We start from the raw sequence: 14,064 nt of genomic DNA, 5'->3' as shown, positions 1-14,064 counted from the left end.
GGAAACCATGACCAGCAACCACGCCATCTCCGCCACGGGGCTGCGCAAGTCCTACGGCGACCACGTCGTGCTCGACGGCCTCGACCTCACTGTTCCGGAAGGCACCGTGTTCTCGTTGCTCGGCGCGAACGGCGCCGGCAAGACCACCGCCGTGAAGATCCTGTCCACGCTGATCAACGCCGACGCCGGCGACGTGCGGGTGGCCGGGCACGACCTCGTCCGCGAACCCGACGCGGTGCGCGCCGCGATCGGCGTCACCGGCCAGTTCTCCGCCGTGGACAACCTGCTCACGGGTGAGGAGAACCTGCTGCTGATGGCGGATCTCAACCACCTCGGCCGGGCCGACCGGCGCCGCCGCACCGCGCAGCTGCTGGAGCAGTTCGACCTCACCGAGGCGGGCAAGAAGCCGGCGTCGACGTACTCCGGCGGCATGCGGCGGCGGCTCGACCTGGCGATGACGCTGGTCGGCAGCCCGCGGCTGATCTTCCTGGACGAGCCGACCACCGGTCTGGACCCGCGCAGCCGTCGCAACATGTGGCAGATCGTCCGCGGCTTGGTGGCGGACGGCGTCACGATCTTCCTGACGACGCAGTATCTCGACGAGGCCGACGAGCTGGCCGACCGCATCGCGGTGCTCGACCATGGCCGGATCGTCGCCGAGGGCACCGCGGACGAGCTCAAGCGCCGCATCCCCGGAGGGCACGTCCGGCTGCGCTTCGCCGACCCGCGCGGCCTCGACGCGGCCGTGATCACGCTCGACGACGCGTCGCGCGACAACGACTCGCTCACCCTGCGCGTGCCCAGCGACGGCAGCCTGCGCTCGCTCAAGGCCCTCATCGGCCGGCTCGACGACCAGGCCATCGAGGTCGACGAGCTGTCCGTGCACACGCCCGACCTCGACGACGTTTTCCTCGCCCTCACCGGCAACCCCGCGAACGAGAAGGTGACGACCCGATGACTACCCTCACCGCCCCCGGGCTGAATTTCCAGCCGCTGCGCGACTCGGCGACGATGCTGCGCCGCAACCTCAAGCACATGCTGCGCTACCCGTCGATGACGCTGATGCTCGTCGGGATGCCCGTGGTCTTCCTGCTGCTGTTCGTCTACGTCTTCGGCGGCACCATGGGCGCCGGAATCGGCGGCGGCCGCGAGACCTACGTGAACTACGTGGCGCCGGCGATCATCCTGATGACCGTGACGGCCACCGTCCAGGGCACGGCGATCTCGGTCGCCATGGACATGACCGAGGGCGTGATCGCGCGGTTCCGGACCATGCACATCGCCCGCGTCTCGGTGCTGACCGGACACGTGCTCGGCAGCGTGATCCAGGCGGCGTTCACCCTCGCCATCGTGATCGGCGTGGCCTTGCTCGTCGGCTTCCGCCCCACCGCCGGCCTCGGCGGCTGGCTGGCGACGGGCGGATTCCTGCTGGTGGTGACGTTTGCGCTCGTGTGGCTCTCGGTCGCGCTCGGCCAGGTCAGCAAGAGCGTCGAGACGGCCAGCAACCTGCCGATGCCGCTGATCCTGCTGCCCTTCCTCGGCAGCGGCTTCGTCCCCACCGACTCCATGCCCGCCGGCCTGCGCTGGTTCGCCGAGTACCAGCCGTTCACGCCGATCATCGAGACCCTGCGCGGCCTGCTGATGGACAAGCCGGTCGGCGACAACGCGTGGTTCGCACTGGGGTGGTGCGCGGTGATCGCGCTGGGCGGTTACTTGTGGTCGAAGCGGTTGTTCAACCGCGAATACGCCCACTGAGCCGGAAGGGACCCGAGATGACGCACCTGTCCGAACTGCCGACCGACCGTCCCGCCGGCTGTCCCTTCGACCCGCCCGCGGAGCTGGGCCCGATCCGCGAGCGGCACCCGGTGGTCCGCCTGACCTACCCCGACGGCCACGAGGGCTGGCTCGTCACCGGCTACGCGCAGGTCCGTGCGGTGCTGGCCGACCAGCGCTTCAGCTCCCGCTACGAACTGGCGCACTACCCGATGCCCGGTCTGGAGGGCATCGAGGTGCCACCCGCGACGCCTGGCGACCTGACCGGCGTCGACGACCCGGAGCACTCCCGCTACCGCAAGCTCCTGACCGGCCGGTTCACCGTCCGGCGGATGCGGCAGCTGACCGAACGCGTCGAGCAGGTCACCGCCGAGCACCTGGACGCGATGGCCCGGCAGGGGCCCGTGGTGGACCTGGTCCAGGCCTTCGCCCACCCTGTGCCCGCTGTGATGATCTGTGAACTGCTGGGGGTGCCCTACGCCGACCGCGAGTCGTTCCAGGGCCACGCCGCCGCGGTGTCAGATGTGGACGCCGCTCCCGAAGAACGCTTCGCCGCGTACGGCAAGCTGCAGGAGTACGTCGCCAGGCTGGTCCCGGCCAAACGCGCCGAACCGACCGACGACATCCTCAGCGAGCTGACCACCAGCGACCTCACCGACGAGGAGCTGGCCGGCCTCGCCACCTTCCTGCTGGGTGCCGGCCTCGACACGACCGCCAACATGCTGGCGCTGGGCACCTTCGCCCTGCTCCAGCACCCCGAGCAGCTCGCCGCGCTGCGCGCCGACCCGGACCTCGCCGACAAGGCCGTCGAGGAGCTGCTGCGGTACCTGAGCATCACGCACACCGGCGTGCGGGCGGCGCTGGAGGACGTCGAGCTCGACGGGCAGCTGATCAAGGCGGGCGAGTCGGTCACGCTGTCCGTGCAGGCCGGCAACCGCGACCCGCGGCGGTTCGCCGACCCCGACGCGCTCGACCTCAGCCGGGGCGGCCCCGGGCACCTGACGTTCGGCCACGGCATCCACCAGTGCCTCGGCCAGCAGCTGGCGCGCGTCGAGCTCCGCGTCGCACTGCCGGCGCTGGCCAGGCGCTTCCCGACGCTGCGGCTGGCCGTCGCACCCGAGGACGTGCGGCTGCGGCCCGGGCACCAGAACATCTACGGCGTGCAGCGGCTGCCGGTCACCTGGGATCAGGGCTAGCGCCGGGCCAGGGCCAGCAGGCCGTCGCGGATTTCCGGGCGGCTGGCGGCCACCAGGAGGAACGTGGCCTCGCGCACCAGCCGGCCCGCGTGCTCGCCGGTGAGCACGGAGCGGCTGCCCGTGGCGGCCACGAGGGCGCCCGCGCTGCGGTAGGCCAGCTCGGCGCCGGCTGCGCGGGCGGCGGGGAGCGAGGCGGGGTCGGTGAGGCCCGAGTCCAGGCGGATGCGGATCTGCGACTGGTCGGCGCGCAGGGCGGCCGCCGTCTCGGTCCGGCCCAGGTCGGAGAGCAGGCGGGCACAGCGTTCGGACAGGCCGAGCGGGGCGCAGCCGTTGAGCCGCGACGCGAAGGTGTTCCCCGCGACGAAGTCGGCGTGCGAGACCTCTGCGAGCACGCGTTCGGCGGGCACGAAGTAGTCGTCCAGTCCGATTCGGACGGTCGAGGTCCCTTGTGCGGCAATCAGGCGCAGCGGACTGGCGTGAAGTCCGTGGCCCGCCACCGGCGCCACCACGGTCGTGACGACCGTGTCCTCGGGGGTCCGGCCCGAGAGCATCAGCAGATCGATCCCGCCCCACCCGCTCACGAACGGGGCCTCCCCGTCGAAGCGGAAGCCGTCGCTGACCCGCCGGGCCCGGGTTCGCGGCGGCGTCGGGATCACGCCGGCGTACGCGACGCCCGCCCGGACGGTGCCCTTGACCAGGTCGGCGAGGTACTGCGACCGCAGTGCGTCGTTGGCCGAACCGGACAGGGCGGCGACGAGGCCGTGGTGCTGGACCCAGGTGAACGTGGTGCTCAGGCACCCGCCGGCCAGCGTCTCGATCACGGCGACGAGCTCGGCCAGGCCCGCGCCGGGGCCGCCGACCTCGGGGGGCGCGGCGAGGCCGTAGAGCCCGGCCTCGGCCAGCGCGTCGAAGTGCGACCGCGGCACCTCGCCGCGCAGGTCGACCTGTGCGGCGGCGGGGAACAGCACGTCATCGGCGAGGGCCCGCGCTCGGGCGACGAGGTTCGACACAGAAATTAGGGTAACCTAACTTCGACGAAACGCCAGATACGACGAAGGCCACCACAGATCAGTGGTGGCCTTCGTCGTGAAAAGAATCAGAGCTCGTACAGCCGCTTCCAGTTCTCCCGCGACGTCAGCTCCGGCATCGCGCGCTTGTACTGCTCCTGCACGCCCGCGCCTTCCTTGCGCAGCCGCTGGATCACGCGAGCGCCACGGCGGGCGAGGTCGAACATCTTCACCTTGTCGTACGTGCGCACGCGCACGCCTTCCTGCGAAGCGTCCGTGACCACGGCCGTGTCGAACAGCGCGATGTGCCACCAGTGCGCCTCGTCGATCGGCACCGCGCCGAGGCCGAAGCGGCTGCGGCCGAGCACGCGGTCGACCACGCGCTTGATCAGCACCAGGCGCTGCATGCTGGGCCGCGGCGCGCTGTTGATGATGCCGATGTCGTTGGACGCGATGCCCGGGACGTCGGTGGCCTTGTGGCGCTTGGTCTCCGGGTACGCCTCGCGGATCCGGCGGATCTCCTTCATCGCCGCGACACCGCCGTCACGCAGGACCTCCGGCCCCTCGAGGAAGTCCTCGACAGCCTTGATCAGCGTGGCCGACAGGCCGTACTGCATGCCCAGCAGGTAACGCACCAGCTGCGCGAGCAGCACGCGCGAAAGCAGGTTCAGGTTGAACGGCGAGTGCAGCGCGGCGGTGATGATCGAGTTGCGCAGGTTGAAGTACCGGTGCCACTCGTCCCAGTCCTTCCAGTGGAAGTCCGCGTGCCACACGCCGGCGCCCGGCAGGGTCACCGTCGGGAAGCCGTACTCGCGGGCGCGGTAGGAGTACTCCGCGTCGTCCCACTGGAAGAAGAACGGCATCGGGTAACCGATGGCCTTCACGACCTCGTAGGGGATCAGGCACGACCACCAGCCGTTGTACCCGGCGTCGAGGCGGCGCTCCTGGCGGTTGGGCTTGAGGGTCTCCTCGTCGACGCCCAGCAGGTCGGCCGTGGACAGCGAGTGCGTGACCGGCTGGCCCGGCTCCAGCGTGTTCAGGCGCGCGTACTCGGCGCCGACGTGCAGCTGGTTCGGGTGCAGCAGGTTGAGCATCTGGCCGCCGACGATGATCGGGTTGGCCGAGCGGTTGGAGAACGCCGTCATGCGCACGACGAGGTCCGGCTCCAGGAGCACGTCGTCGTCCATGAACAGCACGTTGGCGTGCTCAGTGGCGGTGTGGCCGGCCACCTCGTACAGGCCGCGGGTGAAGCCGCCGGCGCCGCCGAGGTTGGGCTGCTTGATGTAGTGCAGCTTGTCGCCGAGGTCCTTCGCGACCTGCTCGAAGCCGTCCCGCGACTCGACGAGGTCGGTGCCCTGGTCGGCGACGTAGATGGCGTCGAGCGTGTGCAGCGACGACACGTCGGCGGCGAGCGCCTGCAGGTTCTTGAGGCAGTCGTCCGCGCGGTTCATCGTGCAGATGGTCACCGCGGTCGGGCGGATCTTCTCCGGTGCGTCGACCGTCCAGCGGACCTGCTCGACGCGCAGCGTCTGGCCGCCCTCGGTCTCGAGGTCGAGCCACAGCGCGCCGCCGTCGTAGAACTTGTCGAGGCTCGCGGCCATCGTGACCTTGCGGGCCTTGGCGCCGGAGACCTGCTCGGCGTTGACCACGCGGGCGTCGCCCTGGAGGTCGGACGCGCCGACCGAGAGCAGGCCGTCGCCGCTGACCACAGCTTCCACGGTGACCGAGGTGACCGTGGTCCAGCGCTGCCAGTAGCTGGCCGGGAAGCGGCCGAAGTAGGTGTTGCCGGTGACCTTCGACGACGGTTCGACGGTGAGCGCGTCGCGGTCACGCACCGCGGAGCCCCATTCGAGCTCGGCGTAGAGGTCCTTGCTGACGATCGGCGCCGGGCCGGCGTACAGCCCGCGCTGGGCCGTCAGCCTCCCTTCGGGCGCGTGCTCCGCGAACCGGGTCTCGCCTTCGGGGGCCGCCTCCGCGACCGGGGCTGCTTTACCGGGCATCGAACTCAGTTCTCCTTTACCGGCCGCTCACGAAACACGACCCACTTGAGCATGACGAAATTGATCACGGTCGCCGTCGCCTGTGACACGACCCAGCCGAACGTGGCCTTCCACGTCGACTCCGGGAGCAGGTGCAGCATCCACTGGTTCACGCCGACCGCCACGAGGAACGTGACGGCGTAAAGCAGGATGAAGCTGCCGATCTGCGTGCCGCCATCGCGACGGCCGCCGGCGAACGTGAACCGGCGATTCAGGAAGAACGCCGTGGTCGTGCCCACGACGAAGCTGATCGCGCGAGCGATGTCGACCCACGGCACCGCGTCCATGCCGACGGCCCTGAGCAGCGAGTACGTACCCAGGTCCAGCAGCGCGCAGAACCCGCCGATCAGCCCGAAGCGGATGAGCTGGCCGAGCAGACCGGGGCCCGTCGGTGTTGTCACCGTCGTCTCACTCTGCGGTTCCGTAGCCACCACTGGAATACCTTCTCGGCTCGATGCGTCGTCGTCTCGGGAAGCCCTGTCCGTGTCGACTTTGACGCGCGGACGCTTGTGCCTTGATGCGCAAAGTGTAGAAGCGGTCACTTGCACGCCACGTTCCGGGCGGTGTTCGGCGTGGCTATACGCTGGTCGGGTGACCCAGACACCCGACACACAGCGACGCACGCTCACCGGCTGGGGCCGCACCGCCGGGACCGTCGCCGACGTCCTGAGCACGCCTGATGTCGAGACCATCGCCGCCGCCGTCGCGTCGGCCGGCCCCCGCGGGGTCATCGCGCGCGGCCTCGGCCGCTCCTACGGCGACCCGGCGCAGAACGCCGGCGGGCTCGTGGTCGACATGACCGTGCTCGACCGCATCCACTCGATCGACCCCGGCTCCGGGCTGGTCGACCTCGACGCCGGTGTGAGCCTCGACAAGCTGATGCGCGAGGCGCTCCCCCACGGCCTGTGGGTGCCGGTGCTGCCGGGCACGCGCCAGGTGACGATCGGCGGCGCGATCGCCAACGACATCCACGGCAAGAACCACCACTCGGCCGGCAGCTTCGGCAACCACGTGGTGTCGATGGATCTGCTCACGGCCGACGGCAAGGTCCGCACGCTCACTCCGGAGGGCGACGAGGCGGAGCTGTTCTGGGCGACCGTGGCCGGCATCGGCCTCACCGGCATCATCACGCGCGCCACGATCCGGATGAAAAAGACGGAGTCGGCGTATTTCTACGTGGACGCCGACCGCACGTCGAGCCTCGACGAGACGCTCGCGCTGTTCACCGACGGTTCGGACCTCAACTACGACTACTCGATGTCGGTCCCGGACCTGATCTCGTCCGACTCACGCCTGGGCCGGGCCACGTTCTCGCGCGGCTCGCTCGCCACGCTGGACCAGCTGCCCGCGAAGCTGCGCAGCGAGCCGCTGAAGTTCGACGCGCCGAAGCTCGCGACACTGCCCGACGTGTTCCCCAACGGCCTCGGCAACAAGCTCACCTTCGGCCTGATCAACGAGCTGTGGCAGAAGACCGTGCCCAAGAAGGGCGTGCGCGGCAAGGTCCAGAACCTGACGCAGTTCTACCACCCGCTGGACATGATCTCGGAGTGGAACCGCGCGTACGGCTCCAAGGGCTTCCTGCAGTACCAGTTCTCGGTGCCGTTCGGCGCGGAAGACCAGCTCAAGGCCATCTGCCGCCGGATCGCGACGTCGGGGCACTACTCGTTCCTCAACGTGTTCAAGCGCATGGGCGACGCCAACCCGGCGCCGATGTCGTGGCCCTCGCCCGGCTGGATGCTGAGCGTGGACTTCCCGATCAAGGCCGGCCTGAGCCGGTTCTGCCTCGAGCTCGACGACGAGGTGCTCGCCGCGGGCGGCCGCCTGTACACCGCGAAGGACTCGCGGACCACGGCGGAGACGTTCGCGAAGATGTACCCGCGGCTCGAAGAGTGGCGCAAGGTCCGCGCCGCCGTTGACCCCGAAGGCGTTTTCGCCTCTGACATGAGCCGGAGGCTCGCACTGTGATCGACGCCGTTGGCAACCCCCAGTCCCTGCTGCTGCTCGGCGGCACGTCCGACATCGCGCTGGCCATCGCGGAGAAGTACCTCGCGGAGAAGCCGCTGCGGGTCGTGCTGGCCGCGCGTCCGTCGCCCCGGCTCGACGCCGCGGCGCAGCGCCTGAAGGACCGCGGCGCCGAGGTGTCCACTGTGGACTTCGACGCGAAGGACACGGCCGCGCACCCGGCCGTGCTCGACCGCGCGTTCGCCGGCGGCGACATCGACGTGGCCGTGGTCGCGTTCGGCCTGCTCGGCGACCCCGAGGAGGTCTGGCAGGACCACGCCAAGGCCGTGGAGCTGGCGACGGTGAACTACGCGGCCGCCGTGTCGGTGGGCGTGGCACTGTCGGAGAAGCTCAAGGCGCAGGGCCACGGCACGATCATCGCGCTGTCGTCGGTGGCCGGTGAGCGCGTGCGGCGCTCGAACTTCGTCTACGGCTCCACCAAGGCCGGGTTCGACGGCTTCTACCTGGGCCTCGGCGAGGCGCTCGCCGACCACGGCGTGCAGGTCACCGTCGTCCGCCCGGGGCACGTGAAGACGAAGATGACGGCCGGGCTGAAGGACGCCCCGCTGGCGCAGACGGCCGAGCAGGTGGCCGACATCGCCGTGACCGCCGCGCGCACCGGCAAGGACCTGGTGTGGGCGCCGGCGCAGTTCCGGCTGGTCATGTCGGTGCTGCGGCACGTGCCGCGCCCGATTTTCCGGAAACTGCCGATCTGACCGGGAACTCCCGAGGCGGGACCTTCGTCGCATATGGTGGACGAAGGTCTTTCACCTTTCTGGGGGTTCCACCATGCCGGACCAGGCAGCGCGGCTCGACGCCGTGCTCCAGCGGTTCCAGGAGCAGGCGGCCCGCGCCGCCGAGCTCAAGGACCAGATCGCGAACCTGCGCGGGCACGCCCGCAACGCCGACGGCTCGGTGACGGTCACCGTCGCCCCGTCGGGTGCCGTGCTCGGACTGCAGCTGAGCCCGCAGGCCATGCGCCGCTCGCACACCGCGTTGCAGCAGGAGATCCTGGGCGCTATCCGCTCGGCGACGCAGCAGGCCGCGGCGGCGCTGAACCAGACCGTGGAGCCGGTGCTGGGTGAGCGGGCCGAGCAGTTCCGCGAGGCGTTCAACGCGCACGTCGAGCCGCTCGGGCCGAGTGCGCCGCCGCCGGCGAGCTCGCTGGCCGCGCCGGGACAGCCCGCGTCACCGCCGCAAATGCCGCAACCGCCGCAGAACACTCGGAACCGGACGAACCCGCGAGCCGTCGAAGACGACGACTTCGGGGGTCCCATTCTTCGGCGGGAGTGATCGTGACCAGTGGGTTCAAGATCGAGCCGGCGGCGCTGAACGCGCACGCGAGCGGCTCGAAGGAAGCGGCCGGGCACTTCGGCAGCCTCGCCCAGCTGCTGCAGCAGGCGCGGGTGAGCGACGACTGCTTCGGCCCGCTCGGCGAGCTGATGGCGTACAAATACTTCGACTCACTGCAGGAGTGCCAGGACCTCGCCGACCAGGCGAAAACGTTCCTGGACGCCATCGCGGACAAGACCACGCTGGCCGCGCAGGCCTACCAGGGCCACGAGGACGCGACCACCGACGCCGTGACCGGGCTCGGCAAGGAGCTCGCCGACGGTGGTAGTGGCGCGGGCTCGCTGTCGGACGTGAACCACGCGGGCGACGCGGGCCGCAAGAGCTACCTGGAGCAGAACGGCGGCTACGGCAGCTCGTGGCTGTCCACGTCGACCGAGGTGTCGCAGGCGAGCAGCCCGCCGGACGTCGCGATCGCGGCCGTGCACACGCGCATGGAGCAGATCCAGCTGGTGACGAGTCCCGGGCAGTCGTTGCTGGACAACGGGCTCGGGTTCCTCATCGGCATCGTGATCAGCCCGCTCGTGGAGTTCGTGCTGGAGCCGGCGATCGGCGACCCCGAGCAGATGCGCAGCACCGCGCAGGGCTGGGCGCAGGTGGCGCAGTGGCTCGACGGCGTCGGGGAGCACGAGCGCAAGCGCGCGGACCTCACGAAGGAGCCGTGGGAAGGCTCCGGCGGCGACGCGTTCCGCAAGCAGATGGGCGAGTTCTCCGAGGGTGCTTCGGCGTTCGCGGACGAGGTGCGCGGGCTGCAGCAGATCCTGGAGCTGGCCGCGGACCTGTTCGACGCGTTCGTGGAGATCGTGATCGACATCCTGCAAGAGCTGGTGATGGGCCTGATCATCGAGTGGCTCGCGGCACTGGCGGCGTCGTGGATCACGGCAGGCGCGTCGGTGGGGGCCGCGGGGGCGGCGACCACGGGCGAGGTCGCGGTGACCGGCGGGCGGCTCGGGATGAAGGTGAAGCAGCTGCTGGGCAAGCTGAAGCCGCTCATCGAGGAGCTGGAGAAGATCCTGCAGAAGCTGCGCACGGGGCCGTTGAAGAAGGTCGTGGAACGCGTGGAAGGCCTGCGCAACGGCAACTTCCTCGAAAAGCGCGTGGCCGACATGATCGACAAGAACCCGATCGCGAAGATCCTCACCAAAGCCGACGCGGCCACCGGGGCTTCGCGGACGGGCAACCGGTTCGCCAACGCGCTGGGCGTCGGAGGCAACGGCGCCGATGCGTTGACCACCAACCTCACGGAGACCGGCCTGCGGCTGGCGGGGATGAGCGGGACGTCGAGCGTGGGCAAGGCGGCGTGGCGGGGCAGCGCGGGGAACATCGCCGAGCAGGGCATCGAGCAGGGCGTGAAGTACGGTTACAACCAGTCTCAGACCGAAGGTGAAGACGAGCGCCGCGAGGCGACCGACCGAGGATTCTCACTCGAAGAATGAATCTCGCCGATCCCCTGGGTGCCGCCACGCAGGCGCGGCCACACCTGCGTGCTGACGAGCGGTTGTTGTGGGCTGCCTTCGGTGGTGTCACCGGGTACGACGTCCGTGGTCTCGACGAGTTCGGCAATCCCGCGAAGAGCCTCATGCGCAAGGTCGGCTCGGGGCTGGCGGATTTCGCCGGCGGCGTGGTCGACGCGGCGTTGTCCGGTGACGAGGACAGCGGCAGCGGGGGGACCGGCCCCAACCCGAAACCCGCGGTGGTCGTTTTCGGTGACCGGTCCGGGCTGCTCGCCGAGCAACTGGTGCGGGGCGCGCGGCCCGCGTTGTGGGTGCTGACCACCTCGCGACTACTGCTGCTACGGGTCGTCGTACCGGAAGAGCCGGCCGTAGAACCGGAGAAGTCGTTGCTGGGCAAGGCGATGGGCTTCGGGCGGGGGATGGCGAAGTTCGGCAAGGACGTGGCGGAGATCGTCACGGACCGGCGCAAGACGTACGGCGAGAACCGCGAGGGCGAGCCGGTGGCTCCCCGGGAGTTCGAGGAGGCGGCGGCGCTGCCGCGTGAGCAGATCGCCGGGTTCGCCGTGGCCCGGAGTGGGTTGCGGATGTCCCTTGTGGACGGTTCCGGCTTCGAGCTGCGGTTCGGCGCCGAGGAGCCCGAGGCGTTCGAGTGGCTGCTGGCCCGCACGAACGGGGTCGCGTGATGCGTGCGGTCGAGCTGAAGCAGGCCGGCGAGGTCGACGAGATCATCGAGCGCGACTACGCGAAGGTGTGGTTGCGGCGTAAGGAAAAGCTGCTGCTGGGCTGTCCGCCCGCGCACGGCCACGTCGTCGCGTGGGTCGGCGGCGCGCTGCACCTGCCGTACGCGCCGGCGCGCGAGCCGGTGAAGGTCACGACGGCGCCGGGCCGCTGGCCGACGCCCGCCGGGCTGCCCGACGAGGACTGGACCGACGACCCGTCGCTGGCCTACCGCGTCGAAGCTGCAACGCCCGCAGCACTCGCCGTGCGGATCGCCGACCACCTGGCGTTCTCGGCCGGCGCCGCCCGCCTGACCTGGACCGATCGGCGGCTCGCGCTCGTGTACCCCACGAAGTTCGTGGCCGAACCGGACACGAAGGACTTCTTCGTGACGGCCGAGGAGTTCCCGGTCGACGTCGTGGCGCGGCTCGACGCCGTGACGCCCGGCCGCAGCTTCCCACCCGAGCCGGGGATCCGGTTCACCTTCGCCGACGGCTCCACGCTGACCCAGCGTGACCTGCTGGCACCGATGAAGGTGCGAAGGGCCCTCTCGCGCCGCTGACGGGCATCAACCGATCGGTGGATGCCGGGTGGCCGGACCGACGATGGTTCCGCGCTGCGTTCCCCCGAACACTCGGACGTATGGGTAAAGACTTCCGTTCGTCCGCGTTCGCCCTGGTCATCGACATCGGCGCACCTGTCGGGGGCTACTACCTGCTGCGCGCGTTCGGCGTGGTGCCCGTGTGGGCGCTGCTGCTGAGCGGCCTGCCGCCGGCGTTGCGCGTGCTCTACGCGGCAGTCACGCGGCGGCGCGTGGACGGGATGGGCTTGTTCGTGTTGGCGATCGTCGCCGTGAGCGTGGTGACGACGCTGCTCACCGGCGACGCGCGGCTGCTGCTGGTGCGCAACGCGTGGTTCAGCTCGCTCGCCGGTGTCTGGCTGCTGGCGAGCCTGGTCATCGGCCGCCGGCCGGTCACCTACGAGGCCGCCCGCGCGCTCCTTCCGGGCAAGGGCACGCAGCTCGACGACGCGTGGGAGCAGCGGCCGTCGTTCCGGCGCCTGTGGCGGGTGCTCACCGTGGTCTGGGGCGTCGGCGGCCTCGTGCACAGCGGCGTGAGCGTCGCCATGGCGTACACGCTGCCCGTCGACGACGTCCCCGCGCTGGACACGGTGGTGTCGATCGTGTTCTTCGTGCTCCTGCAGGTCGTGACCCAGGTGCTGCTCGTGCGCGAGGGCTCGATGCGCACCGTGATCGGGCGCCCCGCGGCCGTGCGCTGAGGAGTCCCGCCGTGCTGCACTGAACAAGATCGCGTTCCGCTTCAACACTCCGGCTCCGGCACGCGTATCCCCTCGCGGCACAACGGAACGGGGTGGGCGGTGCGGCTGAAACGGTCGGCGGACACCGAGGCGATGCGCAGCGAAGGCGACGTGCAGGCCGCGTACACGCGCTACGGCGGCGAGCTGTTCGGCTTCGCCCTCAACGCGCTGGCCGACCGGCACCTGGCCGAGGACGTGGTGCAGGAGACGTTCGTGCGGGCGTGGCGCGCCGGCCGCCGCTTCGACCCGGCGCGTGGCAGCCTGCGGACCTGGCTCTTCGGCATCCTGCGCAACCTCGTCGTCGACGCCACACGCCGCCGTGCGACCCGGCCGGCGCCGGCACCCGCCCTCGGCGAACCGGACCGGGCCGACGACCCGTTCGACCGGCTGCTCGTGAGCATCCAGCTCGACGAGGCCATGCGCCGGCTCAGCGACGAGCACCGCGACGTGGTCCACGCCGTCCACGTGGAGGGCCGCACCTGCGCGGACTACGCGGCCGAGCTGGGGATCTCCGCGTCGACCGCGCGCAGCCGGCTCTACTACGGCATCCGCGCGCTGCGGCTGATCCTGGACGAGAGCGGAGGGCTCGTGCGATGACCGACGACTGCGTGCGGGTCCGCGGCGAGGTCGCCGAGGCCCTGATGCTGGGCCGCTCCCTGCCCGAGCCTCTCGCGCGCCACGTGGCGACGTGTGCCGGCTGCGCCCGTGACACCGCCGAGCTCCGCGAGGTCGCGGCCACGTTCGCCTACACCGAGGGCGGGCCGCGGGTGCCCACGCCGCCGGAGCTGGGGCCGCGCATCGGCGCCCGCGTGCGCGCGGCGGACGGGGCGCGCCGCACGCGACGGCTCGTGCTGGCCGCCGCGGCGGTCGTGGTGGCGGCGGTCGTCACGGGGACCGTGGTGCTGTCGTCCGGCGAGCCACCGCAGCCGGTCGCGTTGACCCGCGACGGCCTGATGGTTCCGCACCCGTGGGGCACCGAGGTGCCGATCACGCTCAGCGGCCTGCGCGACGGCGAGACCTACCAGCTGGTCACGGTCGGGTCTGGTGGGCGCAGCCTGCCCGCGGGCAGCGTCCGCGCCGACGGGACCGGGCCCGTGCGCACTCGCATGGTCACGGCGATGAGCCGCGACACCATCGTCGCGCTGCTCGTGCGCGACGACGCCGGCCACAGCGTCGCGCAGCTCGCGGTCGCTCCTCGGTAGAAGTCCCT

At 70.8% G+C, this 14,064-nt stretch carries 15 protein-coding genes; 12 read left to right on the top strand and 3 right to left on the bottom strand.

Annotated features, from left to right (window positions below):
• The first annotated feature begins 7 nt into the window (after positions 1–7).
• The 3 genes from AB0878_RS06785 to AB0878_RS06775 are packed head-to-tail and all read left to right on the top strand — an operon-like array spanning position 8 to position 2,969.
• Positions 8–958, top strand: coding sequence for an ATP-binding cassette domain-containing protein (locus AB0878_RS06785; protein WP_366577239.1), 951 nt, complete (start codon positions 8–10; stop codon positions 956–958).
• On the top strand, positions 955–1,755 hold the full coding sequence (locus AB0878_RS06780; protein ID WP_366577237.1) for an ABC transporter permease: 801 nt from the start codon (positions 955–957) through the stop codon (positions 1,753–1,755). The genes AB0878_RS06785 and AB0878_RS06780 overlap by 4 nt, the downstream gene beginning before the upstream one ends.
• Before the next feature lie 17 nt (positions 1,756–1,772).
• Complete coding sequence (locus tag AB0878_RS06775) at positions 1,773–2,969, top strand: cytochrome P450 (protein ID WP_366577235.1); 1,197 nt, start codon at positions 1,773–1,775, stop codon at positions 2,967–2,969.
• On the opposite strand, the gene AB0878_RS06770 is transcribed toward AB0878_RS06775, so the two are convergent.
• The 3 genes from AB0878_RS06770 to AB0878_RS06760 all read right to left on the bottom strand — a co-directional run bounded on the left by AB0878_RS06770 (position 2,966) and on the right by AB0878_RS06760 (position 6,449).
• Positions 2,966–3,979 (bottom strand): acyl-CoA dehydrogenase family protein, encoded by a 1,014-nt coding sequence (locus AB0878_RS06770; RefSeq protein ID WP_366577233.1) that lies wholly within the window; start codon positions 3,977–3,979, stop codon positions 2,966–2,968. The two genes, AB0878_RS06775 and AB0878_RS06770, sit on opposite strands and share 4 nt — an antisense overlap.
• Positions 3,980–4,065: 86 nt before the next feature.
• A complete protein-coding gene (locus tag AB0878_RS06765; RefSeq protein ID WP_366577231.1) occupies positions 4,066–5,976 on the bottom strand; it encodes a glycosyltransferase in 1,911 nt (636 codons plus the stop codon).
• A gap of 5 nt (positions 5,977–5,981) precedes the next feature.
• Positions 5,982–6,449 (bottom strand): GtrA family protein, encoded by a 468-nt coding sequence (locus AB0878_RS06760; protein ID WP_366577229.1) that lies wholly within the window; start codon positions 6,447–6,449, stop codon positions 5,982–5,984.
• A 157-nt stretch (positions 6,450–6,606) separates the two neighbouring features.
• Here AB0878_RS06760 and AB0878_RS06755 point away from each other — a divergent pair, with 157 nt between their 5' ends.
• The 9 genes from AB0878_RS06755 (at position 6,607) to AB0878_RS06715 (ending at position 14,056) form a co-directional block, all read left to right on the top strand.
• Positions 6,607–7,980 (top strand): FAD-binding oxidoreductase, encoded by a 1,374-nt coding sequence (locus AB0878_RS06755; RefSeq protein WP_366577227.1) that lies wholly within the window; start codon positions 6,607–6,609, stop codon positions 7,978–7,980.
• The gene (locus AB0878_RS06750) at positions 7,977–8,732 is read left to right on the top strand and encodes a decaprenylphospho-beta-D-erythro-pentofuranosid-2-ulose 2-reductase (protein ID WP_366577225.1); all 756 of its coding nucleotides are present in this window, start codon (positions 7,977–7,979) and stop codon (positions 8,730–8,732) included. Before AB0878_RS06755 ends, AB0878_RS06750 begins: the two co-directional genes overlap by 4 nt.
• A 73-nt stretch (positions 8,733–8,805) precedes the next feature.
• Positions 8,806–9,309, top strand: a complete 504-nt coding sequence (locus tag AB0878_RS06745) for a YbaB/EbfC family nucleoid-associated protein (RefSeq protein WP_366577223.1) — start codon at positions 8,806–8,808, stop codon at positions 9,307–9,309.
• A 2-nt stretch (positions 9,310–9,311) separates the two neighbouring features.
• Positions 9,312–10,802, top strand: coding sequence for a WXG100 family type VII secretion target (locus AB0878_RS06740; RefSeq protein WP_366577221.1), 1,491 nt, complete (start codon positions 9,312–9,314; stop codon positions 10,800–10,802).
• The gene (locus tag AB0878_RS06735) at positions 10,799–11,503 is read left to right on the top strand and encodes a hypothetical protein (protein WP_366577219.1); all 705 of its coding nucleotides are present in this window, start codon (positions 10,799–10,801) and stop codon (positions 11,501–11,503) included. Before AB0878_RS06740 ends, AB0878_RS06735 begins: the two co-directional genes overlap by 4 nt.
• Complete coding sequence (locus tag AB0878_RS06730) at positions 11,503–12,099, top strand: hypothetical protein (protein WP_366577217.1); 597 nt, start codon at positions 11,503–11,505, stop codon at positions 12,097–12,099. The genes AB0878_RS06735 and AB0878_RS06730 overlap by 1 nt, the downstream gene beginning before the upstream one ends.
• Positions 12,100–12,179: 80 nt before the next feature.
• Positions 12,180–12,815: a VC0807 family protein gene (locus AB0878_RS06725; protein WP_366577215.1), complete on the top strand. Its 636-nt coding sequence runs from the start codon at positions 12,180–12,182 to the stop codon at positions 12,813–12,815.
• Between the two features lie 99 nt (positions 12,816–12,914).
• On the top strand, positions 12,915–13,451 hold the full coding sequence (locus AB0878_RS06720; RefSeq protein WP_366577213.1) for a sigma-70 family RNA polymerase sigma factor: 537 nt from the start codon (positions 12,915–12,917) through the stop codon (positions 13,449–13,451).
• On the top strand, positions 13,448–14,056 hold the full coding sequence (locus AB0878_RS06715; RefSeq protein WP_366577211.1) for a hypothetical protein: 609 nt from the start codon (positions 13,448–13,450) through the stop codon (positions 14,054–14,056). The genes AB0878_RS06720 and AB0878_RS06715 overlap by 4 nt, the downstream gene beginning before the upstream one ends.
• The last annotated feature ends 8 nt before the right edge of the window (positions 14,057–14,064 follow it).

The sequence above is a fragment of the Amycolatopsis sp. NPDC047767 genome, from assembly GCF_040704195.1.
Taxonomy (GTDB): domain Bacteria; phylum Actinomycetota; class Actinomycetes; order Mycobacteriales; family Pseudonocardiaceae; genus Amycolatopsis.
This window is presented reverse-complemented; position numbering and strand designations above follow the sequence as displayed.

Excerpts from the sequence above, each read along its gene's own strand:
- AB0878_RS06775 (WP_366577235.1), top strand. The coding sequence starts at position 1,773 with ATGACGCACCTGTCCGAACTGCCGACCGACCGTCCCGCCGGCTGTCCC.
- AB0878_RS06735 (WP_366577219.1), top strand. The coding sequence starts at position 10,799 with ATGAATCTCGCCGATCCCCTGGGTGCCGCCACGCAGGCGCGGCCACAC.
- AB0878_RS06715 (WP_366577211.1), top strand. The coding sequence starts at position 13,448 with ATGACCGACGACTGCGTGCGGGTCCGCGGCGAGGTCGCCGAGGCCCTG.
- AB0878_RS06765 (WP_366577231.1), bottom strand. The coding sequence starts at position 5,976 with ATGCCCGGTAAAGCAGCCCCGGTCGCGGAGGCGGCCCCCGAAGGCGAG.
- AB0878_RS06785 (WP_366577239.1), top strand. The coding sequence starts at position 8 with ATGACCAGCAACCACGCCATCTCCGCCACGGGGCTGCGCAAGTCCTAC.
- AB0878_RS06725 (WP_366577215.1), top strand. The coding sequence starts at position 12,180 with ATGGGTAAAGACTTCCGTTCGTCCGCGTTCGCCCTGGTCATCGACATC.
- AB0878_RS06730 (WP_366577217.1), top strand. The coding sequence starts at position 11,503 with ATGCGTGCGGTCGAGCTGAAGCAGGCCGGCGAGGTCGACGAGATCATC.
- AB0878_RS06745 (WP_366577223.1), top strand. The coding sequence starts at position 8,806 with ATGCCGGACCAGGCAGCGCGGCTCGACGCCGTGCTCCAGCGGTTCCAG.
- AB0878_RS06780 (WP_366577237.1), top strand. The coding sequence starts at position 955 with ATGACTACCCTCACCGCCCCCGGGCTGAATTTCCAGCCGCTGCGCGAC.